This is a genomic window from Marinobacter sp. ST-43 (assembly GCF_030541085.1).
Lineage (GTDB): Bacteria > Pseudomonadota > Gammaproteobacteria > Pseudomonadales > Oleiphilaceae > Marinobacter > Marinobacter nauticus.
The window spans coordinates 22,802-45,756 of record NZ_JASSVO010000016.1 but is presented as its reverse complement, the minus strand read 5'-3'; the positions used below and the strand labels follow the sequence as shown (position 1 = coordinate 45,756).

Here is a 22,955-nt window from a genome sequence, read left to right as displayed (position 1 = left end):
TGAAAGGGTGCAGAACCGTATGGCACTGAACAGCATTGAAGAAATCATTGAAGACATTCGCCAGGGCAAAATGGTCATCCTGATGGATGATGAGGATCGCGAGAATGAGGGCGATCTGGTGATGGCAGCGGAGCACTGCACGGCAGAGGCCATCAACTTCATGGCCCGCTTTGGCCGCGGACTCATCTGTATGCCCATGACCCGTGATCGCTGCGAACAGCTGGGCCTGCCGTTGATGGTTCAGCAGAATGCCTCTGGCTTCGGAACCAAATTTACCCTGTCTATCGAAGCCCGTGAGGGTGTTACCACGGGCATTTCCGCAGCGGACCGGGCTCGTACCGTGCAGGCAGCGGTTGCCCGGGATGCCAAGGCTTCTGACCTGGTGCAGCCGGGGCATATTTTCCCGCTGATGTCCGATCCTGGTGGCGTTCTCAGCCGTGCCGGTCACACCGAAGCGTCCTGCGATCTGGCGGCCCTGGCCGGCTGTGAGCCGGCCGGCGTGATCTGTGAAATCATGAATGATGACGGTTCCATGGCCCGGCGCCCGGATCTTGAAAAGTTCGCAGAAGACCATGATCTGAAAATCGGCACCATCGCAGACCTGATTCATTACCGCACCATGAACGAGCGAACGGTGGAGTGTGTGGAGCAGAACGAACTGGATACCGAGTACGGCGTGTTCAAGCTGCACACCTACCGGGACAATATTCAGGGTGCAACCCATCTGGCGATGGTCATGGGCGATATCCAGCCGGAGGAGCCGGTGTTTGTGCGTGTGCACATTACCGACACCCTGCGTGACCTGCTTGGCGCACGCCGTAAAGATTCCCGGAGCTGGCCGCTGCACCATGCCCTGGAGAAGGTTGCGGAAGAAGGCAAAGGTGTGGTGGTGCTGCTTAACAGCGCCGAAGACAGCTACAACCTGGAAGACCGGATTCAGGAGTTCTTTGACAAAGGGCAGGGCTCCTCAGGCAAGGGCAGTTCCGGCGTGTATTTCACCGTCGGTACCGGTTCCCAGATTCTCCGGGATCTTGGCGTAGGTAAAATGCGCCTGCTCAGTCCGCCGGTTAAATTCTCCGCCATCTCCGGTTTCGACCTGGAAGTGGTGGAATACGTACCTTACGCCCCCGAATGATAAACCCGGTTGTCGGCAACAAGACGACGACCCGCGAAGGAGCCCGAGATGGCAGATATCAAAGTAATTGAAGGTGATTTTACCCAGTGCAGTGGCCGCTATGCGCTGGTGGTTGGCCGGTTTAACGGCTTTGTTGTGGAAAGCCTGGTGGAAGGCGCAGTGGATACCTTGCGTCGTCATGGTATTTCCAATGATGACATTGCCATCATCCGCGTGCCGGGTGCCTATGAAATGCCGTTGGCGGTCAAGCGTGTTGCCGAAACCTCGGACTACGATGCCATCATCGCGCTGGGCGCAGTGATTCGCGGTGGTACGCCGCATTTTGAATACGTTGCGGGCGAGGCCTCCAGCGGCCTGGGCGCGGTCAGCCTGGAAACTGATGTGCCGGTTACCTTCGGCGTATTGACCGTAGATTCCATTGAGCAGGCCATCGAGCGCTCCGGCACCAAGGCCGGCAACAAGGGTGCGGAAGCCGCCATTACTGCCCTGGAAATGGTCAGTCTGTTCAAAAAGTTGGGTGAGTAATGAGCGAAGCGGGTGACACTTCTCCCCAGCCGGGGAAAACCGGCCAGCCCAAGGCAGGCGATCGCCGCCGGGCACGGGCGCTGGCCATGCAGGGTTTGTATCAGCGGCACTTCAGCAAAACGCCGATTTCTGATATCGAAGCCGAGTTCATGGTCGACAACGACATGAGCAAGGTCGATATCATGTATTTTCGGGATCTTCTGCGTGGCGTTCACCGCGAGCAGGCGGAGCTCGACAAACTGCTGGAGCCGTTTCTGGATCGCCCCCTCAAGGAGGTCGACCCGGTAGAACTGGCGATTGTCCGCCTGGGAGCCTATGAGCTGAAACATCGCATTGATGTGCCCTACAAAGTGGTCATCAACGAGGGCATTGAAATGGCCAAACGCTTTGGTGGCACCGAAGGGCACAAGTTTGTGAACAGCATTCTGGACAAACTCAGCCGCCGGCTTCGCCTGGCCGAGACCCGTCCGCGTTGATTCATGGGTGAGTTTGAGCTGATCCGGACGTATTTCCAGCCGCTGGCCGATGGTGCCGGGCAGGATCAGCTCCTTCTTGGCCCCGGTGATGACTGCGCTATCCAGCGGGTACCGCCGGGGCAGGATCTGGTGTTTTCTGTGGACACCCTGGTAGAGGGCGTTCATTTTCCTTCCGATTATTCGCCCGCTTATCTCGGATGGCGGGCCCTGGCTGTTGCGGTAAGTGATCTGGCCGCCATGGGCGCAAGCCCGGTCTGTTTTACCCTGGCTTTAACCTTGCCAGACGCCAACCCGGGCTGGCTGAAGCCGTTTTCCGAGGGGCTGGCCCGGGCCAGCAAAGCTTTTGGTATCGCCCTGGCGGGCGGAGACACTACCCGAGGGCCCCTGACAATCACCATCCAGGTGCATGGCACCGTTGACAACGGGCGTGCGCTGTATCGATCCGGCGCGAAGCCCGGCGACCTGATATGTGTCAGTGGCCCGCTGGGGGCGGCCGGTGCCGCTCTGGATTACCTTGATGAAACCGACCCCTCGCCTGCGCAGCTTGCCTTGTTATCCCATTATCATTTTCCCCAGCCGCGCCTGGAATTAGGGCAGCAGCTAGCCGGCCGGGCCTCCTCTGCCATTGATATTTCAGATGGGCTCCTGGCCGATCTCAGTCATATTCTTGAGGCCTCGGGCACCGGCGCACGAATCGACACGGGGCGTATTCCGATGATGGCGGAGTTGGTTGCGTTAAAGGGCGAGAATGCCCGGGATCTGGCGTTAGGGGCAGGAGATGACTATGAGCTTTGCATCACCATTCCGCCGGAAATCTTCGAAACGCTTGAGCATTCTGTGGCCCGAGAACTGGCGGTCATTGGAGTGATCACTTCGGAACCGGGCCTGCAGTTGAGCGGCCCGGCCCCGAGTGGCATTCAAGGATATGAACACTTTGGGAGACCTGCATGAGTGATGACCTGATGCATGAACCGGATGCCGCCCAGGCCATCTTGCCTCCAGGCTTTCTGAAAAACCCGGTGCATCTGCTGGCCTTTGGTTTTGGCAGTGGCGCAGCGCCCAGGGCGCCGGGAACCTGGGGCAGTCTCGCCGCTATTCCAGTTTGGTATGGCTTTTCCTGGCTGCCGCCGGTGGCCTATTGGCTGGTGGTTCTGGCGGCGTTTCTGGTGGGTATCTGGTTGTGCGGCAAAACCGCGACAGATCTGAAAGTGCATGATCACGGCGGTATTGTCTGGGATGAGTTTGTGGGGATGTGGATTGCCCTGGGTCTGTTTCCGGATCAGCTTTACGGGGTACTCATGGCGTTCATGCTGTTCCGGCTGTTTGACGTGTGGAAGCCCTGGCCCATCAGCTGGCTGGACGAGCGCCTACCCGGAGGGCTCGGTATTATGGTGGACGATGTCGTCGCCGGCGCCATGGCGCTGGGTTGCCTTTGGGCGATTGACGTCTGGGTGATGCCCTATATTATCTAGCGGGGCATCACCCATTCGGTATTGTTGGGTGGGTTAGTGCACCTGCTGCTCTTCCGGCAGCATGCGAACAACATGCAGAAAGCGTTTAAGGCCGACCTCTGCCCGCTCTCTCGAAGCAAACGGCCCGCTGTCGAAGCCCTCTCGGGTGGTAAAGTACCATTTGCTCCCTACGCAGAAAAAACGACTGCTGCGAAACGGGACGGGGCCTTGCTCTCCTGTCCTGCGCTGAGTGTCCATGGTTTCTCCTGAGCCCACTTGTTCTTTTCTTCTCGGGCTGTGCGTTGTGTAAGCCGACTTGTTTAAAATTAATCCAATTGCAGCCGAATTCAACAATTTTTTACATTCTTACGTTGGGCATCACATTCCGGACCTTTCAGCATCGAAAGCGAATTCGATTGTGTGCCTTGCTCTGATCAGCCGGGATGGTCAGAATGCTTGGCAGCGTTGCCCTCAACATTGCAGGCCGTGCCAACGGCCATCCCTATGGATAAGGAGATGAAGTGAGTATGTGTCACGTTCCAAGGCTTTTCAAGTTGCTGGCTGTTCTGGTGAGTGTGGTCATGGCGGGTTGTGCGTCTACCGTGGCCAGGGTCGATACCTGGGAAGGCCAACTGCCCGCGGCAACGGAGCCGGCAGTGCTTCAGGCGCCCGGTGCGATACAGGTGGTCAGCGTGAATGGCCGGAGCATGACCAATTTCCTGATCGACGACCTGGCACTGGATTACGGTTTGCTGCCTGGTGAAAACGAAGTGGTGTTCAACTATAAAACCATCTGGGCCAAGGCCGGTGTGGTGCGCAATGGCGAATCCAAAGTTCATGTCATTGAGAGCGGTCCTCAGGTGGCACGGTTCGAGGCGAGCCCGGACGCGGTCTACCGTTTCGAGTTTGACAAGCCGGGCAGCCGCCAGGAAGCCGAAGCCATGATGGAGAGCTTCTCGGCAAAGATTGTTGCCGGTAACGGTACCGTGGTGGCGGTATCTGAGGAATGGGACGGACAGTCCCGGTGGACAGCCAACCGCACTCCGGTACCGGTGTCTGACGCAGAAAGTGTCGGGCGCACCCAGGACGGCACCGCACTGGAACAGCTCAAAGCCATTTGGGCAGATGCTTCGGATGAAGAGAAGAAAGCCTTTCTGCGTTGGGCATTCGAATAATCCCGGGCCGGGCCTGCGGGCCCGGCTTTTTCATTATCTGATTAGTTCTGCAGCTCACACCCCGGTTACCGTCTGAATCTGCCCAGCCCGCCTTTCAGCAGTTTTTCCACGTAGGCAAGGACATCGTCGGTCATGTTGTGTTGTGGTTCCGGAAACTGCTCATGGCCCTGATCGGGGCCCAGCTCTACTGCTGCTTTCTCTATCGCTTCCAGGCTGTCATGTACCAGCTCCGGTAGCTGATCGCTGTCGGCGACCACGTCCGGGCAAAGAGTAAAGTTCAGGGTGAGCTGGCCCTGGTAGCTGACCGCAACAATCACCAACCCAAGGCTGTCGAATAATGGGGCACTGTTGTACTGGCGCACCAGTCGGGCACCTTGCAGGTACAGCGGTACCTGCGGGCCCGGTACGTTGGTAATCGGCACGTTGAACAGTGGCTGGTAGCGCTGTGCGACCTGCAGCTCGGAATACAGGCGGGCGGACAGTGCCAGCAGCGTTGACGGAAGTAGCTCGGTCAGCCGGTCTGCGGCTATGGCTTCACGGTAGGGCTCGGATTCAACCGCATTGCGGTGAATTCGCCGGATCCGGGCTGCCGGGTTGGGTTCTGCGGTGGCCAGGTCCAGCAACATGGCCGACATCTGGTTGCCCGTGGCCTTGCGAAGACTGCTGGAGCGAACCGAGATCGGCGTCATGGCGACCAGCGATGTTTTCGTTTCGATGTTCTGGTTGGCGAGGTATCGGGCCAGGGTTTCGGCGCACAGGCCGAGGACCACATCGTTCAGGGTGACGTCGGCCAAGGAGCCTTTGATGGCTTTGAGCCGGGACAATTCCACGCTGGTCGAGACAATCCGCCGGTTGGCGGTAATCTGCCGGTTGAAGGGGCTGTGGGGCGCGGTGAACAAGGGCAGTGGCAATGGCAGCTTGTGTAATTGCTTCTGGATCAGCCCACGGGTGGTGGCTTCGGCGGCGTTATAGGCCAGAGAGGCCAGCTGCATCGGCGTTTTCAGCATGTTGGCGCCGGCCTGCAGGAAAACCCGCTCTTCTGAAGGTTCCTGCCTTGGCAGCCAGGGACGTGGTGGCGTGATGGTTCTCGGGCTGGGTGTGTACTCCAGTAGCTTGCCCATGATTTCCTCACCGCTAAACGCGTCAATGGCGGCATGGTGCAGCTTCACGATCAGTGCAAACCCTTCTTTTTCACCCTCCGGATCGTCGATCCGGAAACCATCGACAAAGGTGATGTGCCAGAGTGGTCGGTCCCGTTTCAGCGGCTCTTCAAGAATCTTCGAGGCCAGGGATATCAGGCTGGCCTGCTTGCCGTGTTCGCCAAGGTTTACGTAGGCCAGGTGCCGCTCGATGCTGAAATCGGCGTCGTCCACCCAATAGGGGCGGCCAAGCCGGAGAGGGATTTCTTTCAGCTTCTGGCGGAACAGAGGTACCACGTGGAGCCGGCTGCGCAGATAGGCGACGAAGGTGCTGAATGCCAGTGGATTAGACAGCCCGCTGGCATCGAACAGATAAATGCCGCCGATGTGCATCGGGGTGGTGTCCGATTCCAGATACAGGAACGAGGCATCCAGTTCCGACAGCTGACGCATGGAACGCACTCCTTGTGTTTCTCGTTGTACTCGGCTGACCAGTATACTTCAGACCGTGAATTCGCCGGTTGGCTCCGTTGCCTCAGGAATCCGCCGGCTTGAGCCACTGGCTCAGGCTCTGGTCTTCGCTCAGCCGGTTCCAGAACCACATCAGCGCCTTGCCTTTGTCTTCGCTGTGCCGGGCCAGGTGGATGGCGATCGGGGGGCGTGGTTCATGCACTGCTTTCGCCACCAGCCGGCCTGAGGACAGTGCCTCCCGGATGCGTGGCAAGGGTAGCCAGCCAACGCCAAGGCCCGCTTCCTGTATGGCAATTTTCTGGTCGATGTTGGTGACGGTCAAGGTTCGTTGGCGCCGGAAGATACCGGCGTGACCAGGTGGCAGTGCGCGGGAGGTATCGGCGGCAACGGCTGCGGGAAATGGGGCGATGTCACTTTCTGTCAGGGGTTCTTGTGCCTGGGCCAGAGGGTGGCTGGCCGCCACGGCAAAGACGAACGGTATCTCCCCCAGTGGCTTGGTGGTAAAGCTTCCGGCGGGCTTGCTGAGCTGGTCTGCGCCGATCACCATGTCGACGCGCCTGCTTTGCAGGGCGTCCCAGGCGCCTGCAAAGACCTCCTCCACCACCTGTACATCCACTGGAACGCCCAATTGGTAAAAAGCGTCAATCGCCGGAAACAGGCATTGTGCCGGCAGCAGCGAGTTGAATCCTATTCTTAGCCTGGTTTCCCAGCCCTGAGCTACCTGGCGGGTAGAGTGAGCCAGGTTCTCGGCGGCTTCAAGCAGGGAGCGGCCTTCCTCCAGCAGGTAACGACCGGCGGGCGTGAGCACGGCTTTGTGGCCGGTTCGGTCAAAGACACTGACACTGAGGTCTTCCTCAAGCTTCTGAACGGTGTAACTGATGGCCGAGGGAACCCGGAACAGTTCGCTGGCTGCACCGGCAAAACTGCCCTTGCGGTCGATAGCGTCCAGTACTTTGAGTGCGTCGATGGTAATGGCTGTATGCATGTTCGAATAATCTGAAAGTGTTTGCCAGAAATGCTTGCTATCAGCCTAGCAGCACAGTCGTTAGCCTGTCTCTATTAATTCAGAACCGGGTCGGCCCCATCACACTTCATCAGGGCAAATGTCATGGTGGCTGACCTCGCAGGAGGGTAGTTATGGGCTTGTTGTTTGACGGCTGTTGGCACGATCAGTGGTATGACACGGGCAAAACCGGCGGCAAGTTTGAGCGCGAAGCGGCGCGGTTCCGGAACTGGGTAACCGCTGACGGCTCCGCCGGGCCGGCCGGAGAGGGTGGTTTTCCTGCAGTGAGCGGCCGGTATCACCTGTATGTGTCCATGGCCTGCCCCTGGGCCCACCGCACGCTTATTTTCCGTAAGCTCAAAGCTCTGGAGAAGCATATTTCGGTGTCTGTCGTGCACCCGGACATGGTGGAAAACGGCTGGGAATTCCGGCCCGGTCGCAAAGAACATCAAGACGACTTGTATAATTTTGACTTCATGCACCAGATTTATACCCGTGCCGCCCCGCATTATTCTGGCCGGGTCACGGTGCCGGTGTTGTGGGACAAAGAGCGCGAAACCATTGTCAGTAATGAATCCGCAGACATTATCCGGATGTTCAATTCCGCCTTTGATGGCCTTGAGGGTGTGAATAACGACCGGGATTTCTACCCGGAAAGCCTGCGTGGTGACATCGAGGCGGTGAATGAACGGGTTTACCACACGGTGAACAATGGCGTTTATAAAGCCGGGTTCGCCACTGCGCAGGACAAGTATGAGGAGGCCTATCAGGCCCTGTTCGACTCCCTGGACTGGCTGGAAGAAAGGCTGGCGGAAAAGCGCTATCTCACCGGTAACCGGCTAACCGAGGCCGATTGGCGGCTGTTCACCACGTTGATCCGGTTTGATGCGGTGTATTACAGCCACTTCAAGTGCAACCGCCAGAAGATCCGCGACTATCCGAATCTGTCCGGCTATGTGCGGGAGCTATATCAGGTGCCGGGCGTGGCTGAAACCGTGGATCTGGGCCAGATCAAGCGTCACTACTATGTAAGTCAGCGCACCATAAACCCAACCCAGATTGTGCCGGTGGGGCCAGAGCTGGAATTCGAAGCACCCCACGGGCGTGAACATCTCGGCTGAATGGGCCCGGTCTACTAGCTGACCCGGGCTACCGCCACTTCGGTCAATAATTCCAGCGCCTGCCGGTGCTCAGAGCCCGGCAGGCAGGCCAGCAGGTCTCTCGCGATCTGCGCCTGCTCTTTTGCTTTTGTCATGGTGTATTCGATGGCACCGGACGCCTTAACGATATCCAGTACCTTCGGCAGGTCATCCAGCCCTCCCTTCCGGATGGCCTGGCGGATCAGTTGCCTTTCGGCTTCGCTACCATTGGCCATGGCGTAGATCAGCGGCAGGGTAGTTTTGCCTTCCGCCAGGTCGTCTCCCACGTTCTTGCCCATGGTTTCGGCATCGCCCTGATAATCGAGAACGTCATCAACCAGCTGGAATGCCAGCCCGAGGTGTTTGCCATAGTCTTTCAGGGCATTTTCCTGTTCCCTGCTGGCTCCGGCCAGCAGGGCGCCCGTGTGGGACGCGGCTTCAAACAGCATGGCGGTCTTGTTGTGGATAACGACCATATACTGGTCTTCGCTCAAGTCCGGGTTCTTCACGTTCATCAGCTGCATCACCTCTCCCTCGGCAATAACGGCCGTGGCGTGCGACAGCACGTTCATGATCGGCAGGCTCTGCAGCTCGACCATCATTTCGAAGGCCCGGGCATAGAGGAAATCACCGACCAGTACGCTGGGCGCGTTGCCCCATTTTGCGTTGGCTGTGCTGCGGCCGCGGCGCATATCGGAGGTGTCTACCACATCGTCGTGCAGCAGTGTGGCGGTATGCAGGAATTCAATCACAGCAGCCAGCTTCAGATGATCGTCTTTCTGGTAGCCGGCGGCCTGGCTGGCCAGGAGAACCAGCAAAGGTCGCAGGCGTTTGCCGCCACTTTCGATAATGTACTGGGCAATTTTCTCAACCAGCGGGACATCGGAAGCGAGCCGCTTGATGATAAGGTCGTTAACGCGGCTGAAATCATCCGCTACGGTGTCGTAGATGCGCTGGGCTGTCATCGGGCCGGTAAGTCCCTTGCTGGTGTTTTCGTTGAGTTTTCGGGCAGGTCGCGGCAATGCTAGGTATTGCTGCTTACAGTGTCAACTTGAGCCGGAATCCGGCTTGTATTGGTCGACGGGTTTTCGTACAATCACGCGCCCAACTCATCCCAACCTGCGCTCCCTGCAATAGGGTCGCCAGAGTGCTTCCCTTAGAACCAGGTGGATAAGAGCAGGGATGGGTCAATCGCGGAGACTATGAATGTACGCAGTTATTGTTAGCGGTGGTAAGCAGCACCGTGTAAAAGAAGGCGAAACTCTGAAGCTGGAAAAGCTGGAAGTTGAAACCGGCGGTTCCGTTGAGTTTGATCGTGTTCTTCTGGTTGCCAATGGCGACGACGTAAAAGTTGGCGCTCCGGTTGTTGAAGGTGCCAAGGTGACCGCAGAAGTGGTTAGCCACGGTCGTCACGACAAAGTGAACATCATCAAGTTCCGTCGTCGTAAGCATCACATGAAGCGTCAGGGCCACCGTCAGTGGTTTACTGAAGTCAAGATCACGGGTATCCAGGGCTAAGCCCTCGAATAACCCCTTAATGAAGGAGGCTGGTAATGGCTCATAAAAAGGCAGCAGGTAGTACCCGTAACGGTCGCGATTCCGAGTCGAAACGACTTGGTGTCAAGCGCTACGGTGGCGAGTCTGTATCTGCAGGCAGCATCATCGTTCGTCAGCGTGGCACCCGTTTCCACGCTGGCAGCAACGTAGGCATTGGCAAGGACCACACCCTGTTCGCGAAAGCGGAAGGTCAGGTGAAGTTCGAAACCAAAGGCCCGCAGAACCGCAAGTTCGTAAGCATCGTTCCGGCTGCGTAAGCAGCGGCGATCCGGTTCTGTTGAACCTTGGGTTTGCCTGATATGCTGATTTAGTCAGTTCTCAGGTGAATCCGGAGCCCCGCAAAGCTTCCTTGAGGCTGCGGGGCTTTTTAGTTTATGCAAAGGCATTTGGCGTATGAAATTTGTAGACGAAGCCACCATCATTGTTGAAGCCGGTAAAGGCGGGCATGGTTGCCTGAGCTTCCGGCGGGAAAAGTACGTGCCAAAGGGTGGTCCCGACGGCGGTGACGGTGGGGATGGCGGTTCCGTCTATCTGGAGGCGGACAGCGCACTCAATACCCTGATTGATTACCGCTTTCAGCGTAAATACAAGGCCCAGAATGGTGAGCCGGGCGCTGGCCGTAACTGCACCGGTACCAAAGGCGAAGATCTGGTGCTGCCGGTGCCAGTTGGCACGACGGTGGTGGATATGGATACTCATGAAGTGCTGGGTGATCTCACCAAAGAAGGTCAGCGTCTGAAAGTGGCTCAGGGTGGTTTTCACGGCCTTGGCAATACCCGTTTCAAGTCGTCCGTTAATCGTGCTCCTCGTCAGACCTCCAAAGGGTCTGAGGGTGAGGCGCGTAATCTGCGTCTGGAACTGAAGGTTCTGGCTGATGTCGGTCTGCTGGGTTTGCCCAATGCCGGCAAGTCTACGTTCATCCGGTCGGTTTCCGCCGCGCGCCCGAAGGTAGCGGATTATCCCTTCACCACCCTGGTGCCAAATCTTGGTGTGGTCAGTGTGCAGGCCCATCAAAGCTTTGTTATCGCGGATATCCCTGGTCTGATTGAGGGGGCCGCGGAGGGAGCAGGGCTTGGTATTCGTTTCCTGAAGCACCTGGTCCGGACGCGCTTGTTGCTGCACCTGGTGGATGTTGCTCCTTATGACGGCTCGTCCCCGGCCGACGCGGTCAGGGCGATTGCTCACGAACTCGAAAAGTTCAGTGAAACACTGGCCAGCCGTCCTCGTTGGCTGGTGCTGAACAAGGTCGATATGGTCGCTGAGGAAGATCGTGAGGCCCATTGTCAGGCCATTGTTGATGAGCTTGGCTGGGAGGGGCCTGTGTTCCGCATTTCCGCGCTGAGTGGTGAGGGCACCAAACCTCTGGTGCAGGCCGTGATGCGCTGGATTGAGGAGCAGGCTGAGCAGGAAGCCGACAATCCCGATTTCGCTGAGCAGGAAGCCGCGCGCAGGCGTCGCATGGACGAAGAGGCCCGTCAGAAAATTGAGGCGGATCGTCAGGCCCGTAGAGCGGCCCGTAACGCGGATGATGACGACGACTTTGACGACGATGATTACGACGTTGAAGTGGTTTACGCACCGGAATAACTCACTAACGGAAGAGACCGTACCGCTATCATGAGTGAACGCCTTCAGCTTCGACAGGCCCGCCGCCTGGTGGTCAAGATCGGTAGTGCCTTGCTGACCAATGATGGCAAAGGCCTGGATGTGGCCGCGTTGGGGTTGTGGGTAGATCAGATCGCAGAGCTGATTGCCGAAGGGGTGGAGGTGGTGGTGGTGTCCTCCGGCTCGGTCGCCGAAGGCATGAGTCGCCTTGGTTGGACCGTTCGCCCCCAGCACCTGCACGAGTTGCAGGCTGCGGCTGCTGTGGGGCAGATGGGGCTTGTGCAGACCTGGGAGGCCCAGTTCAAGCGCCATGATATCCATACGGCGCAGATTCTGCTGACCCACGACGACCTCTCCGACCGCAAGCGTTACCTGAACGGCCGCAGTACCCTGCGTACGTTGCTGGATTACGGTGTGGTGCCGATCGTGAACGAGAACGATACGGTGGTGACCGACGAGATCCGCTTTGGTGATAATGACACCCTGGGTGCGCTGGTGGCGAACCTGATTGAGGCGGATGGTCTGATCATTCTGACCGATCAGGTGGGGCTGTTTAATAAAGACCCCCGCAAGCATGGCGATGCTGTGCTGGTGACCGAGCGCAGGGCGGAAGATCGCGAGCTGGATGCCATGGCCGGCGGTGGTGCCGGAGCGCTCGGGCGCGGTGGTATGCAGACCAAGCTGAGGGCGGCCCGGTTAGCGGCCCGCTCAGGCGCGTTTACCGTGATTGTTGGTGGCCGGATTGAGCATGTGATTGCCCGATTGCGCCAGGGTGATGTGATTGGCACCTTGCTGTTGCCGGAGCAGGGGCGGCTGGCGGCCAGAAAGCAGTGGATTGCCAGTCACTTGCAAACCCGGGGCAAGCTCACGCTGGATGATGGTGCGGTGAAGGTGTTGCGCCAGGGTGGACGGAGTCTGTTGCCTGTGGGTGTGAAGGCGGTGTCAGGGCAGTTCCGGAGGGGGGAGATGGTCTCCTGTGTTGATCTGGCTGGCAAAGAAATCGCGCGGGGGCTGGTTAACTATGACGCTGATGAAGCCAGGGCCATCTCGGGTCGGTCCAGTGATCGCATTAGCGATGTTCTGGGCTATGTGTCCGATGAGGAGATGATCCATCGGGATAATCTGGTGGTGGTTTGATCTTCTTCGCTTGATTCAGACACAAAAAAAAACCGGCTGATTAGCCGGTTTTTTTATTTCGCACAGAATCAGGCGCTTTTCAGGGCCTTGATTTTGGCGTTCAGACGGCTCTTGTGGCGAGCAATCTTGTTCTTGGCGAAGATGCCTTTGTTGACCATGCTGTCCATGATCGGCTGAGCTTCTTTCAGAGCAGCCTGGGCTTCATCGTGGTTGCCGGCCTTGATCTTGGCGTCGACCTTCTTCATGTAGGTGCGTGCCATGGAACGCAGGCTGGCGTTATGCTTGCGGTTTTTCTCGTTCTGACGAGCGCGCTTCTTGGCTTGCGGGGAATTTGCCACCGTAAAACTCCTGAAAATTCGTTGCTATAAAAAAGAAATTTTTACATCGCGGGCGCGCCAAAACCAGCGCGTCGAAATAAATGACGCGGAACTATGCCGCTGAATGCCCGAAATGTCAAGGCCACCGCACGGTTCGTGCCTCGCCTGCAAAGCCCTGTGATACACTCCGGCATCGCAGCGCTGGGGCTGGCCGGGGGGCGTTACTCCGCCTTGTGGATTACCGAGATGGCCCGTAGCTTCCACTCAGGATTCTGGACGCCGAAATCATGTCTTCCGAACAACGAAAGCCACCCTCAACAGGGAAGTCAGAACCGCCCAGGGCGCCGGGATTGTTGAGATCGTCTGGCGTGGTCGGGATGATGACCATGCTGTCCCGGGTGTTGGGGCTGGTTCGGGATATGGTGATTGCCCGCTATTTTGGCGCGGGAGCGGGGGCTGACGCGTTTTTTGTGGCATTCAAGATTCCCAACTTCCTCCGGCGTCTGTTTGCCGAAGGTGCGTTTTCTCAGGCTTTTGTGCCGGTGTTGTCATCCTATCGGGAAACGCAGGATATTTCGCAAGTGAAACGCCTGGTAGACGCCGTGGCCGGTTCTCTGGGTTTGGTGCTTCTGGCGGTAACTCTTGTTGCGATGCTCGGCTCGCCGGTGCTGACCGCGGTGTTTGCGCCAGGATTTCTGGGTGACGACGTCAAGTTTGCGCTCACCAGCGAGATGCTGCGCATTACCTTTCCGTATCTGCTGTTGATATCCCTGACCGCCTTTGCGGGTGGCATTCTCAACAGTTATGACCGGTTTGCGGTGCCGGCTTTCACTCCGGTCTTACTGAACCTGGCGATGATTTCGGCGGCCATTTTCCTCACACCGGTGATGGATGAGCCGGTGATGGCCCTGGCCTGGGGTGTGTTCATTGCCGGTGCCTTGCAGCTGTTTTTCCAGTTGCCGTTTCTGATGCGCCTGGGGCTTCTGCCCAGGCCTCGGATCGATTATCGGCACGAAGGGGTAAGCCGTATCCTGAAGCTGATGGCGCCGGCGCTGTTCGGGGTTTCGGTCAGCCAGATCAATCTGTTACTGGATACCGTGCTGGCCTCCTTCCTGCAAACCGGGAGCGTGTCCTGGCTGTACTATTCCGACCGTTTGTCGGAGTTGCCATTGGGGGTGTTCGGTATTGCGATCGCCACGGTGATTCTGCCCAGTCTGTCGCGCAAGCATGCGGCAGCATCTGCGGACCAGTTTGCGGCGACCCTGGACTGGGCTGTGCGGGCCGTTCTGCTGATCGGCGTGCCGGCCGCCCTGGCGTTGGCTTTGCTGGCAGAGCCCTTGATCGCAACTCTGTTCCACTACGGCGAAGTGACCGATCGCGATGTCGCGATGTCAGCACAAAGTCTGCGGGCCTATTCTGCGGGTTTGTTGGCGTTCATGTTGATCAAGGTGCTGGCACCGGGTTTTTTCGCCCGGGAAGATACCAAAACCCCGGTAAAGATTGGTGTGATCGCCATGGTCGCCAATATGGTGTTTAACCTGGCGCTGATCGTGCCGCTGGCGCATGCCGGGCTTGCGCTGGCGACATCGCTTTCTGCCTGGCTCAACGGTTATCTGCTCTGGCGCGGACTTCGCAAGGAAGGCGCCTGGAAAAGCCAGTCGGGCTGGCCGAAGTTCCTGATGCAGCTGGCGGTTGCGAACAGCGCGCTGGCAGCGGTGATCCTCTGGCTGAACGTGCCGGTTGGCCAATGGCTGGCCTTTACTGGCCTGCAGAGGGCTTCGGAAATGACGATTCTGGTTGTGGCTGGGGTTCTCGCCTATTTTGTTGCGCTGGCCCTTGCAGGTGTTCGCGTGCGGCAATTCCGCCAGAAGTAAGGCATCGTCATTTCTACCACGCCCGCTCCTGGGGTATAATCGCGCGTTTTCTCACCAGTGCGTCGCGCGTTCGCGCCGGCGCGCCGAAAGCCATTGGCAGCATTAGGGTTCGCAGTACATGCGTCTGATTCGAGGCCTGACCAATCTCAAGCGTATCGCGGGAAGTGCGGATTCTCCGCTGGCCGATGGGTGCGTGGCCACTATCGGCAACTTTGACGGCGTTCATCGGGGCCACAAAACCATCATCGATCAGGTCAGAGGCAAGGCTCAGGCACTTAACCTGCCGTCTGTGGTGATGATTTTCGAGCCTCAGCCCCAGGAATTTTTCAAGGGGGCGGAAGCGCCTCCCCGGTTGATGCCGTTTCGCCAGAAATTTGAAGCTCTGCTTGGCGAAGGCGTTGATGTGGTGCTGTGTATCCGCTTTGACGAAACCTTCCGCAGCTATTCCGGCATGGGCTTTATCGAGGATGTGCTGATCCATGGCCTTGGGGTTCGTCACCTGGTGGTGGGCGACGACTTCCGCTTCGGCTGCGACCGGGCCGGCGACTTCAGGCTGTTGCAAAGCGTGGGGCAGGAACGGGGCTTTACAGTTGAGAATACCCGCACCGTTGTCGTGGACGGAGAGCGGGTGAGTAGCACCCGGGTGCGCAACGCCCTGAATGTGAACGGACTTGAGGAAGCCGAGCGACTCTTGGGGCACCCTTACCGGATCCATGGGCGGGTGGTATATGGCCGGCAGCTGGGCCGGCAGATCGGCGCGCCCACCGCCAATATCCTGCTGCATCAGATGCCGGCGCTGAGAGGGGTTTACGTGGTGAGGGCCCGGCTCGATACCGGGGAATGGCGTGATGGCGTGGCGAACATCGGCCTGCGCCCCACGGTAGATGGCAAGCGACCATCGCTGGAAGTGCACCTGTTTGACTTTGCTGGCACACTTTATGGCCAGCACCTGGAAGTCGTGTTCCGCCATGGCCTGCGGGACGAAGTGAAATTCGACTCTGTTGACGAACTTCGGCAACAGATCGCCCGGGATTTTGAGCATGCCCGGGCCTGGTTGGCGGAGAACCCCGCCACCCCGGAAACCTGATTCAACTGACCAACCAAGAGTACGCACACAGACATGAGCGACTACAAGCATACCCTGAATCTGCCGGAAACCGCGTTCCCCATGCGCGGTAACCTGGCCAAGCGCGAGCCGGACATGCTCAAGCACTGGCAGGACCTGAACGTTTACGGCAATCTGCGCAAGCAGCGCCAAGGTCGTGAGAAGTTCATCCTGCACGATGGCCCTCCCTACGCTAACGGCAGCATTCACATCGGGCATGCGGTCAACAAGATCCTGAAAGACATGATCGTGAAATCCCGCAGTTTCATGGGCTACGACGCACCCTACGTGCCGGGCTGGGATTGCCACGGTCTGCCCATCGAGCACAAGGTTGAGCAGGAAATCGGCAAGGCCGGCGTGAAGGTGGACTACAAAACCTTCCGCCAGGCCTGCCGAGACTACGCCACCAAACAGATCGAAGGCCAGAAGGCTGACTTTATCCGCCTGGGCGTGATGGGTGAGTGGGACAAGCCCTATCTGACCATGGATCCGAAAGTGGAGGCGGGCATTGTCCGGGCGTTGGGCAAGATCGTCGCCAAGGGCCACCTGGTGCGGGGCTTCAAGCCGGTTTACTGGAGTGTGGTTGGTCAGTCCGCACTGGCAGAAGCCGAAGTTGAATACCAGGACAAAACTTCAACCCAGATTGACGTGCGCTTCACTGTCGTGGATCAGGACGCCGTACTGAAAACCTTCGGAACCAGCGAAGGTGAGGGCGATGTATCCCTGGTGATCTGGACCACGACTCCCTGGACGATTCCCGCCAACCAGGCGGTGTCCATCGGTGCCGATATTGAATACGCACTGGTACAGTTAGATGTCGGCCACGGTGCTGAGCGAATGATTCTGGCCACGGACATGGTGCAGGGCATCATGGCTCGCTGGGGTGTGGAAGACTACAAAGTGCTGGCCAACGTCGCCGGTTCCGCACTGGAAAACCAGTTGCTGCAACATCCGGTGTACGACAAGCAAGTGCCTGTGCTGCTGGGTGACCACGTTTCCCTGGACGCTGGTACCGGTGCAGTACACACAGCGCCTGACCATGGTATGGAAGACTTCGTGGTGGGCAAGGAATACGGCATTGGCACCCTCAATCTGGTGAAAGCCGACGGCACCTATACCGACGCGGCCGGCGAATTCGCTGGTGTGCACGTATACAAGGCCGATGAGCCGGTATGCGCCGCGCTAGAGCGGGAAGGCAAGCTGGTACGCTCGGAAAAATTCCGCCACAGCTACCCGCACTGCTGGCGCACCAAGACCCCGCTGATCTACAGGGCTACCCCCCAGTGGTTCATCAGCATGGACAAGCTCAACCTGCGCGCCGATGCCCTGGAAGCCATCAAAGGCGTGCGCTGGGTGCCGGCCTGGGGCCAGAATCGCATCGAGGCCATGTTCGAGCAGAGCCCGGACTGGTGTATTTCTCGTCAGCGCACGTGGGGCGTGCCGATCACCCTGTTTATCCATAAGGAGACTCAGGAGCTGCACCCGAACACCCAGGAACTGATCGAGAAAGTCGCCCGGGCGGTGGAAACCGGCGGCATCGATGCCTGGTACGACATTGACCAGAACGAACTGCTGGGCGCCGATGCTGACCAGTACGAAAAAGTGCTGGATACCCTGGACGTCTGGTTTGACTCGGGTGTCACCCATGACTCTGTATTGCGGGTACGTGAAGAATTGGGCCAGTTCCCGGCCGATATGTACCTGGAAGGCTCTGACCAGCATCGTGGCTGGTTCCAGTCATCCCTGAAAACCTCCATTGCCATGAATGGCGTGGCGCCGTACAAGCAAGTGCTCACTCACGGCTTCACTGTGGATGCCAAGGGCTACAAGATGTCCAAGTCCCTGGGTAACGTTATCGCCCCACAGGAAGTCATGAACGAGCTGGGTGCAGACATCCTGCGTTTGTGGGTCTCTGCCACCGACTACAGCGGTGAGATGAGCGTTTCCAAGGATATCCTGCGCCAGACTGCAGACGGCTATCGCCGTATCCGCAACACTGCACGCTTCCTGTTGAGCAACCTGACCGGGTTTGATCCGGACCAGCACATGGTAGCGTCGGAAGACATGATTGCCCTGGACCGCTGGATGGTCGACCGCGCCCTGCAGCTCCAGAACGAACTGCACGAAGACTACGGCAACTATGCCTTCCTTCGGATCTACCAGAAGGTGTACAACTTCTGTGAAGCCACCCTGGGTGGCTTCTACCTGGACATCATCAAGGACCGCCAGTACACCACCCAGGCCGACAGCCTGGCGCGACGTTCCTGCCAGACCGCGCTCTATCATGTAGCCGAAGCCCTGGTGCGCTGGATTGCGCCAATCCTGAGCTTCACCGCTGATGAAATCTGGCAGCACCTGCCGGGTAAGCGCGGCGACACCGTGTTCTACGAAACCTGGTACGAGGGCTTGACTGCACTGCCTGAAGGCTTCGAGTTAGGCCGTGACTACTGGCGCGAAATTTACGCTGTGAAAGAAGCGGTCAACAAGTGCCTGGAAGAAGTCCGTGCCCGTGGTGAAATCAAAGGCTCGTTGAGCGCGGAAGTGACTCTGTACTGCGAAGGTAGCCTGGCCGAGCGTCTGAACTATCTTGGTGAAGAGCTGCGCTTTGTGCTGATCACCTCTGAAGCCACCGTTAAGCCGGTGAGCGAAGCAGCCGGCGTAGAGCAAACCAACGTGGAAGGTCTGCTGGTGAAAGTGACCCCGGCGACTCACGCCAAGTGCGAACGCTGCTGGCACCACCGTGAAGACGTGGGCCAGAACGAGCAGTACAGTGATCTGTGTGGCCGTTGCGTGACCAATGTGGAAGGCCCGGGTGAAACCCGTGCTTACGCCTGATGGATGCGGTCATGACTGAAAGCACTGGCAGCAAACTGAAATGGCTGTGGCTGGCGGTGCTGGTCATCGCCATTGACCTGGGCACCAAGGCCGTAGCCACGGCTATGCTGACCTATGGCAATCCGGTACCGGTGCTGCCCAGTTTCAACCTGACGTTACTGCACAACACTGGCGCGGCATTCAGCTTCCTGGCCGATGCCGCCGGCTGGCAGCGCTGGTTCTTCGTCACCCTGGCGGTTGTGGTCAGCGTAGTGCTGGTGGGCTGGCTGAGAAAACTCAAAGCCGATGAAACCTGGACTGCAATTGCCATCGTATTGATCCTCGGTGGCGCCATCGGCAACGTGTACGACCGGGTGGTGCATGGTTACGTGGTGGATTTCCTGCATTTCTACTGGCAGGACTGGCATTTCCCGGCCTTCAACCTGGCCGACACCGCCATCACCATTGGTGCCGCCATGATGATCATCGATGCATTCCGCAAACCCGCTGGTGCCAGCGGCGATGCTGACAGGAGCAACTGAATCCCATGAAAGAACTGCCCATCGACAAGGGAACCCGCGTGAAACTGCACTTCGCCCTGAAGTTTGAAGACGGCGAAACTGTGGATACCACCTTCGACAAAGAACCGGCTACCCTGGAAATCGGTGATGAAAACCTGCCGGAAAATTTCGAAGCCTACCTGATGGGCCTGAAAGCCGGCGACCACAAAACCTTTGAAGTGCCGCCGGAAAAAGCCTTCGGCCAGCATAACCCCAGCAATATCCAGACCTTCAAGCGCCACGAATTCAGTGCTGACATGGTTCTGGAGCCGGGTGTGGTGATTTCCTTCGCCGACGCGCGCCAGCAGGAACTGCCCGGTGTGATCAAGCGGGTAGAAGGTGACCAGGTGGAAGTGGACTTTAATCACCCGCTGGCAGGGCATACACTGAGCTTTGAAGTTCAGATTATCGACGTTGAACCAGCAGGGCCGACACACTGATTATGCAAATCCGACTCGCTAACCCCCGTGGCTTCTGTGCCGGCGTAGACCGCGCCATAGAAATTGTAAACCGCGCGCTGGACGTGTTCGGAGCGCCCATTTACGTGCGCCACGAAGTGGTTCACAACAAATTCGTGGTCGACAACCTGCGCAACCGGGGCGCGATCTTTGTCGACGAGTTGGACGAAGTGCCCGACGACAAACTGGTAATCTTCAGCGCCCACGGCGTCTCCCAGGCGGTACAGAACGAAGCTGCCCGCCGCGGCCTGAAAGTCTTCGACGCCACCTGCCCGCTGGTCACCAAGGTACATATGGAAGTGATGCGCTACAGCCGTGATGGCCGCGAGTGCATCCTCATCGGCCACCACGGTCATCCGGAAGTGGAAGGCACCATGGGCCAGTACGACCACAGCAACGGCGGCGACATCTACCTGGTGGAAGACGAAGCCGACGTGCAGAAGCTGAAAGTGAAAGACCCCAGCCGCTTGTCCTTCGTTACGCAAACCACGCTGTCCATGGACGATACCGCCCGGGTAATCGATGCTCTGCGCGCCAAATTTCCGGAAATCGAAGGCCCTCGCAAAGATGATATTTGCTATGCCACCCAGAACCGGCAGGACGCCGTCAAACAACTGGCCGGAGACTGCGATCTGATGCTGGTGGTGGGCTCCCCCAACAGCTCCAACTCCAATCGCCTTCGGGAACTGGCTGAGCGCATGGGTACGCCGGCTTACCTGATTGACGAAGCTGACCAGATCGACCCGCAATGGCTTGAAGGAAAGAAAGCGGTGGGTGTAACTGCTGGTGCCTCAGCACCGGAGGTGCTGGTGGCGGATGTGATCAATCGGCTCAAGGAGCTGGGTGGTGAAGAGCCGGAGGAAGTGTCCGGGCGTGAGGAGAATATTGTGTTTTCCATGCCGAAGGAATTGCGGATTGATGCTGTAAATGTGTGAGCTGTGTCTTACTTTGGCGAGCTGATTCCCGCTTGTCAGTCAGAAGCCGCCACTTGTCGATGACATCTGGCGGTTTTTTTGTGCGCCTTTATTCTATAGAGATGAAAAATTGTTCAGGGAGCTGGCTTATGCGCAGTATTAGAGCGCAGCGAGGATTTACATTGATTGAGTTGTTGGTACTTGTGGCCATTCTGGGAGTCGTTGCCACCATCGCGGTGCCAAGCTTCTCACGTATTATTGAAAGCAATCAGCTGACCACCACCGGTAATGATTTGGTTGGAGCTTTAAACCTGGCGAGATCAGAGGCCGTGCGTATGGGAGCTCCGGTGTCCCTGGTGCCCGCCGGGTCTTTCACCGCTGGTTACCGTGTGGTCGATAATGGTGGCTCCGTTATCAGCGAGTTTCAGGGAGCTCCCGGTTCCTACAGCATTACCCGAACTCAAGGCGGCAACCCGAGATTTGCGGCAACGGGGCTGCTCCTTGGCGCCCCGCCGCCAATATTCGATATCTGTCGGGCGTCTGGCGAAGATGGGGTAAGAATTACAATGACCGGTGGCGGTCAGATCCGTTCTCAACGAATAACCTGTCCATGAGGCTGACCTGATGGCTAAAAATCATTGTAATCGAAAAGTTCAGCGCGGCTTCACGATGATCGAAGTGTTGATAGCGGTATTGATACTTGCGATCGGATTGTTGGGAGTGGCGGGTGTGCAGCTGGTGTCAATGCAGCAGACCGCCAATTCTACTCTCCGCTCAGAAGCGACCATGTATGCCCAGTCTCTGGCTGACAGGGTTCGCTCAAACGGTGGCCTTAACCTCACCGCTACCGAGATTGCTGACCTGAAAAAGCAAGTGAAGGCTGGTTTGGGGCCTGGAGCAGATGTGGCGATCAGTCTCAAGTCTGGCGGTGACATTGCCGAGGTCCAGATTACCTGGGTTGAGCGAGACCCGTTTGCTGCGTCAGGTGGAACATCGTCTCAGACACTTACTCTGGATGCGAGGCTGTGATGAGCGGTCATAATTTAGCCCCCAACGCTTTCTCAAAGAAGCAGTCCGGTCTGTCACTGATCGAGCTGATGATTGCCTTGCTGCTTGGTTCCATTCTGACCGTTGCGCTGGTTCAGATTTTTACCTCCAACAGCCAGTCGTTCCGCAGCAATCAGTCGATGGCTCGCTCGGCTGAGTCCGGGCGTATCGCCGTCGATATCCTGGCCCGCGCTATCCGTAATGCCGGGTTTTTTGGTTGTTATCCGATTACCAGCCTGACCAACAATCTGGATAGTACGGATGGAAACTACAATGCTCTTCTGCATGGATATTCCACCTTTGGAGTGTCAGCCGACAACGCCGAGCGGCCGGCAGGAGCGGTTGCAGGAACGGGTTTTTTTAATGTAACTGGTGTCCGGCGTCCGGGAGATATTGTCCGTTTGGATGCCGATATGACGAATGGCTCCAGTATTCAGCTCAACACCGATGGCAGCCTTAGCGAAGGCGATGTGGTGTTCATCAGTAATTGTGAGGTGGGGGATTTGTTTGAGATCTCTTCGCTGAATGTATCCGGCTCGAACGTCACCATCACGGCGGATGGCACTACAGGTTCCAACGGTCGCCCTGGTAATGACCTCTCGGGTAATGCGCCGGCCGGGTGCGGTTCTCAGTGCCTCAGTGCCACCTACAGGCGCGGTACGGAACTCTTTCAGGCCTACAGCGAAGGCTATTTCATCGGGAATGCGACAGGTGGTGGCCGCTCGCTGTTCAAGCGAGAGCGAGACGGATCCACGGAAGAGCTGGTCATCGGGGTAGAAGATATGGAAATTCGGTTCGGAGAAGGCACGGCTGCCAATGGTGTTCAGAACTGGCTTGCCGCCGGGGCGGTCTCAGACTGGAACTCGGTGATTGCGGTTGAGGTGAGTCTGCTGGTGGCCTCGGAGGACAACAACGTCCGTGACAGCGCTCAGACCTATTGCTTCCCCGGGTGGGAAGACTGCGTCGCCGACACCAGCAAACGGACAACCGCAGCGGATCGAAGACTGTACCGGGTATACAACTTTACATCTGCCCTGAGAAATCCATTTTGAA

Annotated in this window: 25 protein-coding genes; 20 read left to right on the top strand and 5 right to left on the bottom strand. The window is 57.9% G+C overall.

Annotated features, from left to right (window positions below; all coding sequences use genetic code 11):
* Nucleotides 1-19 precede the first annotated feature (19 nt).
* From ribBA to QPL98_RS15785, 5 genes are read left to right on the top strand one after another with little or no spacing between them, the layout of a single operon-like run.
* Nucleotides 20-1,135 carry a bifunctional 3,4-dihydroxy-2-butanone-4-phosphate synthase/GTP cyclohydrolase II gene (gene ribBA / locus QPL98_RS15805; RefSeq protein ID WP_303293598.1) on the top strand — a complete coding sequence of 372 codons (1,116 nt, stop codon included), beginning with the start codon at nucleotides 20-22 and terminating at the stop codon, nucleotides 1,133-1,135.
* A 48-nt stretch (nucleotides 1,136-1,183) separates the two neighbouring features.
* Nucleotides 1,184-1,660 (top strand): 6,7-dimethyl-8-ribityllumazine synthase, encoded by a 477-nt coding sequence (gene ribE, locus QPL98_RS15800; protein WP_011784363.1) that lies wholly within the window; start codon nucleotides 1,184-1,186, stop codon nucleotides 1,658-1,660.
* The gene (nusB, locus tag QPL98_RS15795) at nucleotides 1,660-2,136 is read left to right on the top strand and encodes a transcription antitermination factor NusB (protein WP_011784364.1); all 477 of its coding nucleotides are present in this window, start codon (nucleotides 1,660-1,662) and stop codon (nucleotides 2,134-2,136) included. Before ribE ends, nusB begins: the two co-directional genes overlap by 1 nt.
* Before the next feature lie 3 nt (nucleotides 2,137-2,139).
* Nucleotides 2,140-3,087 (top strand): thiamine-phosphate kinase, encoded by a 948-nt coding sequence (gene thiL / locus QPL98_RS15790; RefSeq protein ID WP_303293597.1) that lies wholly within the window; start codon nucleotides 2,140-2,142, stop codon nucleotides 3,085-3,087.
* Nucleotides 3,084-3,608 (top strand): phosphatidylglycerophosphatase A, encoded by a 525-nt coding sequence (locus QPL98_RS15785; protein ID WP_303293596.1) that lies wholly within the window; start codon nucleotides 3,084-3,086, stop codon nucleotides 3,606-3,608. The genes thiL and QPL98_RS15785 overlap by 4 nt, the downstream gene beginning before the upstream one ends.
* Nucleotides 3,609-3,641: 33 nt before the next feature.
* On the opposite strand, the gene QPL98_RS15780 is transcribed toward QPL98_RS15785, so the two are convergent.
* Nucleotides 3,642-3,845 (bottom strand): DUF6316 family protein, encoded by a 204-nt coding sequence (locus QPL98_RS15780; protein WP_011784367.1) that lies wholly within the window; start codon nucleotides 3,843-3,845, stop codon nucleotides 3,642-3,644.
* Nucleotides 3,846-4,114: 269 nt separating this feature from the next.
* On the opposite strand from QPL98_RS15780, the gene QPL98_RS15775 reads away from it, so the two are divergent.
* Nucleotides 4,115-4,762, top strand: coding sequence for a DUF2057 family protein (locus QPL98_RS15775; RefSeq protein ID WP_303293604.1), 648 nt, complete (start codon nucleotides 4,115-4,117; stop codon nucleotides 4,760-4,762).
* A gap of 65 nt (nucleotides 4,763-4,827) precedes the next feature.
* Here the strand turns inward: QPL98_RS15775 and QPL98_RS15770 are convergent, their stop codons facing one another.
* Nucleotides 4,828-6,354, bottom strand: coding sequence for a wax ester/triacylglycerol synthase family O-acyltransferase (locus tag QPL98_RS15770; RefSeq protein ID WP_303293595.1), 1,527 nt, complete (start codon nucleotides 6,352-6,354; stop codon nucleotides 4,828-4,830).
* 82 nt (nucleotides 6,355-6,436) lie between these two features.
* Nucleotides 6,437-7,357, bottom strand: a complete 921-nt coding sequence (locus tag QPL98_RS15765) for a LysR substrate-binding domain-containing protein (RefSeq protein ID WP_303293594.1) — start codon at nucleotides 7,355-7,357, stop codon at nucleotides 6,437-6,439.
* 152 nt (nucleotides 7,358-7,509) lie between these two features.
* Between QPL98_RS15765 and QPL98_RS15760 the strand changes: the two genes are divergently transcribed.
* A complete protein-coding gene (locus tag QPL98_RS15760; protein WP_303293593.1) occupies nucleotides 7,510-8,496 on the top strand; it encodes a glutathione S-transferase family protein in 987 nt (328 codons plus the stop codon).
* A gap of 14 nt (nucleotides 8,497-8,510) precedes the next feature.
* Here the strand turns inward: QPL98_RS15760 and ispB are convergent, their stop codons facing one another.
* The gene (gene ispB / locus QPL98_RS15755) at nucleotides 8,511-9,479 is read right to left on the bottom strand and encodes an octaprenyl diphosphate synthase (RefSeq protein WP_023009250.1); all 969 of its coding nucleotides are present in this window, start codon (nucleotides 9,477-9,479) and stop codon (nucleotides 8,511-8,513) included.
* A 241-nt stretch (nucleotides 9,480-9,720) separates the two neighbouring features.
* Between ispB and rplU the strand changes: the two genes are divergently transcribed.
* The 4 genes from rplU to proB all read left to right on the top strand — a co-directional run bounded on the left by rplU (nucleotide 9,721) and on the right by proB (nucleotide 12,813).
* Nucleotides 9,721-10,032 carry a 50S ribosomal protein L21 gene (gene rplU / locus QPL98_RS15750; protein WP_011784373.1) on the top strand — a complete coding sequence of 104 codons (312 nt, stop codon included), beginning with the start codon at nucleotides 9,721-9,723 and terminating at the stop codon, nucleotides 10,030-10,032.
* Nucleotides 10,033-10,067: 35 nt separating this feature from the next.
* On the top strand, nucleotides 10,068-10,328 hold the full coding sequence (rpmA, locus tag QPL98_RS15745; RefSeq protein ID WP_011784374.1) for a 50S ribosomal protein L27: 261 nt from the start codon (nucleotides 10,068-10,070) through the stop codon (nucleotides 10,326-10,328).
* Nucleotides 10,329-10,464: 136 nt separating this feature from the next.
* Nucleotides 10,465-11,658, top strand: coding sequence for an Obg family GTPase CgtA (gene cgtA, locus QPL98_RS15740; RefSeq protein WP_011784375.1), 1,194 nt, complete (start codon nucleotides 10,465-10,467; stop codon nucleotides 11,656-11,658).
* 30 nt (nucleotides 11,659-11,688) lie between these two features.
* The gene (gene proB / locus QPL98_RS15735; protein WP_303293592.1) at nucleotides 11,689-12,813 is read left to right on the top strand and encodes a glutamate 5-kinase; all 1,125 of its coding nucleotides are present in this window, start codon (nucleotides 11,689-11,691) and stop codon (nucleotides 12,811-12,813) included.
* Between the two features lie 68 nt (nucleotides 12,814-12,881).
* Here the strand turns inward: proB and rpsT are convergent, their stop codons facing one another.
* The gene (rpsT, locus tag QPL98_RS15730) at nucleotides 12,882-13,151 is read right to left on the bottom strand and encodes a 30S ribosomal protein S20 (protein ID WP_011784377.1); all 270 of its coding nucleotides are present in this window, start codon (nucleotides 13,149-13,151) and stop codon (nucleotides 12,882-12,884) included.
* Nucleotides 13,152-13,417: 266 nt separating this feature from the next.
* On the opposite strand from rpsT, the gene murJ reads away from it, so the two are divergent.
* From murJ to QPL98_RS15685, 9 genes are all read left to right on the top strand, one after another.
* Nucleotides 13,418-15,004, top strand: a complete 1,587-nt coding sequence (gene murJ, locus QPL98_RS15725; protein WP_081496550.1) for a murein biosynthesis integral membrane protein MurJ — start codon at nucleotides 13,418-13,420, stop codon at nucleotides 15,002-15,004.
* A 118-nt stretch (nucleotides 15,005-15,122) separates the two neighbouring features.
* Entirely contained in the window at nucleotides 15,123-16,091 is a 969-nt protein-coding gene (gene ribF, locus QPL98_RS15720; protein WP_011784379.1) for a bifunctional riboflavin kinase/FAD synthetase, read from the top strand.
* A gap of 33 nt (nucleotides 16,092-16,124) precedes the next feature.
* Nucleotides 16,125-18,944 (top strand): isoleucine--tRNA ligase, encoded by a 2,820-nt coding sequence (gene ileS / locus QPL98_RS15715; RefSeq protein WP_303293591.1) that lies wholly within the window; start codon nucleotides 16,125-16,127, stop codon nucleotides 18,942-18,944.
* Nucleotides 18,944-19,465, top strand: a complete 522-nt coding sequence (gene lspA / locus QPL98_RS15710) for a signal peptidase II (RefSeq protein ID WP_303293590.1) — start codon at nucleotides 18,944-18,946, stop codon at nucleotides 19,463-19,465. Before ileS ends, lspA begins: the two co-directional genes overlap by 1 nt.
* 5 nt (nucleotides 19,466-19,470) lie before the next feature.
* Nucleotides 19,471-19,923, top strand: coding sequence for an FKBP-type peptidyl-prolyl cis-trans isomerase (gene fkpB / locus QPL98_RS15705; RefSeq protein ID WP_278350804.1), 453 nt, complete (start codon nucleotides 19,471-19,473; stop codon nucleotides 19,921-19,923).
* Between the two features lie 2 nt (nucleotides 19,924-19,925).
* Nucleotides 19,926-20,876, top strand: a complete 951-nt coding sequence (ispH, locus tag QPL98_RS15700; protein ID WP_278350805.1) for a 4-hydroxy-3-methylbut-2-enyl diphosphate reductase — start codon at nucleotides 19,926-19,928, stop codon at nucleotides 20,874-20,876.
* A 128-nt stretch (nucleotides 20,877-21,004) separates the two neighbouring features.
* Complete coding sequence (locus QPL98_RS15695; protein ID WP_286714931.1) at nucleotides 21,005-21,469, top strand: GspH/FimT family pseudopilin; 465 nt, start codon at nucleotides 21,005-21,007, stop codon at nucleotides 21,467-21,469.
* 10 nt (nucleotides 21,470-21,479) lie between these two features.
* Nucleotides 21,480-21,884 carry a type IV pilus modification protein PilV gene (pilV, locus tag QPL98_RS15690; protein ID WP_278350806.1) on the top strand — a complete coding sequence of 135 codons (405 nt, stop codon included), beginning with the start codon at nucleotides 21,480-21,482 and terminating at the stop codon, nucleotides 21,882-21,884.
* Nucleotides 21,884-22,954: a PilW family protein gene (locus QPL98_RS15685; protein ID WP_278350807.1), complete on the top strand. Its 1,071-nt coding sequence runs from the start codon at nucleotides 21,884-21,886 to the stop codon at nucleotides 22,952-22,954. Before pilV ends, QPL98_RS15685 begins: the two co-directional genes overlap by 1 nt.
* Nucleotide 22,955: the final 1 nt, after the last annotated feature.

Excerpts from the sequence above, each read along its gene's own strand:
- ribBA (WP_303293598.1), top strand. The coding sequence starts at position 20 with ATGGCACTGAACAGCATTGAAGAAATCATTGAAGACATTCGCCAGGGC.
- ribE (WP_011784363.1), top strand. The coding sequence starts at position 1,184 with ATGGCAGATATCAAAGTAATTGAAGGTGATTTTACCCAGTGCAGTGGC.
- nusB (WP_011784364.1), top strand. The coding sequence starts at position 1,660 with ATGAGCGAAGCGGGTGACACTTCTCCCCAGCCGGGGAAAACCGGCCAG.
- thiL (WP_303293597.1), top strand. The coding sequence starts at position 2,140 with ATGGGTGAGTTTGAGCTGATCCGGACGTATTTCCAGCCGCTGGCCGAT.
- QPL98_RS15785 (WP_303293596.1), top strand. The coding sequence starts at position 3,084 with ATGAGTGATGACCTGATGCATGAACCGGATGCCGCCCAGGCCATCTTG.
- QPL98_RS15780 (WP_011784367.1), bottom strand. The coding sequence starts at position 3,845 with ATGGACACTCAGCGCAGGACAGGAGAGCAAGGCCCCGTCCCGTTTCGC.
- QPL98_RS15775 (WP_303293604.1), top strand. The coding sequence starts at position 4,115 with ATGTGTCACGTTCCAAGGCTTTTCAAGTTGCTGGCTGTTCTGGTGAGT.
- QPL98_RS15770 (WP_303293595.1), bottom strand. The coding sequence starts at position 6,354 with ATGCGTCAGCTGTCGGAACTGGATGCCTCGTTCCTGTATCTGGAATCG.
- QPL98_RS15765 (WP_303293594.1), bottom strand. The coding sequence starts at position 7,357 with ATGCATACAGCCATTACCATCGACGCACTCAAAGTACTGGACGCTATC.
- QPL98_RS15760 (WP_303293593.1), top strand. The coding sequence starts at position 7,510 with ATGGGCTTGTTGTTTGACGGCTGTTGGCACGATCAGTGGTATGACACG.
- ispB (WP_023009250.1), bottom strand. The coding sequence starts at position 9,479 with ATGACAGCCCAGCGCATCTACGACACCGTAGCGGATGATTTCAGCCGC.
- rplU (WP_011784373.1), top strand. The coding sequence starts at position 9,721 with ATGTACGCAGTTATTGTTAGCGGTGGTAAGCAGCACCGTGTAAAAGAA.
- rpmA (WP_011784374.1), top strand. The coding sequence starts at position 10,068 with ATGGCTCATAAAAAGGCAGCAGGTAGTACCCGTAACGGTCGCGATTCC.
- cgtA (WP_011784375.1), top strand. The coding sequence starts at position 10,465 with ATGAAATTTGTAGACGAAGCCACCATCATTGTTGAAGCCGGTAAAGGC.
- proB (WP_303293592.1), top strand. The coding sequence starts at position 11,689 with ATGAGTGAACGCCTTCAGCTTCGACAGGCCCGCCGCCTGGTGGTCAAG.
- murJ (WP_081496550.1), top strand. The coding sequence starts at position 13,418 with ATGTCTTCCGAACAACGAAAGCCACCCTCAACAGGGAAGTCAGAACCG.
- ribF (WP_011784379.1), top strand. The coding sequence starts at position 15,123 with ATGCGTCTGATTCGAGGCCTGACCAATCTCAAGCGTATCGCGGGAAGT.
- ileS (WP_303293591.1), top strand. The coding sequence starts at position 16,125 with ATGAGCGACTACAAGCATACCCTGAATCTGCCGGAAACCGCGTTCCCC.
- lspA (WP_303293590.1), top strand. The coding sequence starts at position 18,944 with ATGGATGCGGTCATGACTGAAAGCACTGGCAGCAAACTGAAATGGCTG.
- fkpB (WP_278350804.1), top strand. The coding sequence starts at position 19,471 with ATGAAAGAACTGCCCATCGACAAGGGAACCCGCGTGAAACTGCACTTC.
- ispH (WP_278350805.1), top strand. The coding sequence starts at position 19,926 with ATGCAAATCCGACTCGCTAACCCCCGTGGCTTCTGTGCCGGCGTAGAC.
- QPL98_RS15695 (WP_286714931.1), top strand. The coding sequence starts at position 21,005 with ATGCGCAGTATTAGAGCGCAGCGAGGATTTACATTGATTGAGTTGTTG.
- pilV (WP_278350806.1), top strand. The coding sequence starts at position 21,480 with ATGGCTAAAAATCATTGTAATCGAAAAGTTCAGCGCGGCTTCACGATG.
- QPL98_RS15685 (WP_278350807.1), top strand. The coding sequence starts at position 21,884 with ATGAGCGGTCATAATTTAGCCCCCAACGCTTTCTCAAAGAAGCAGTCC.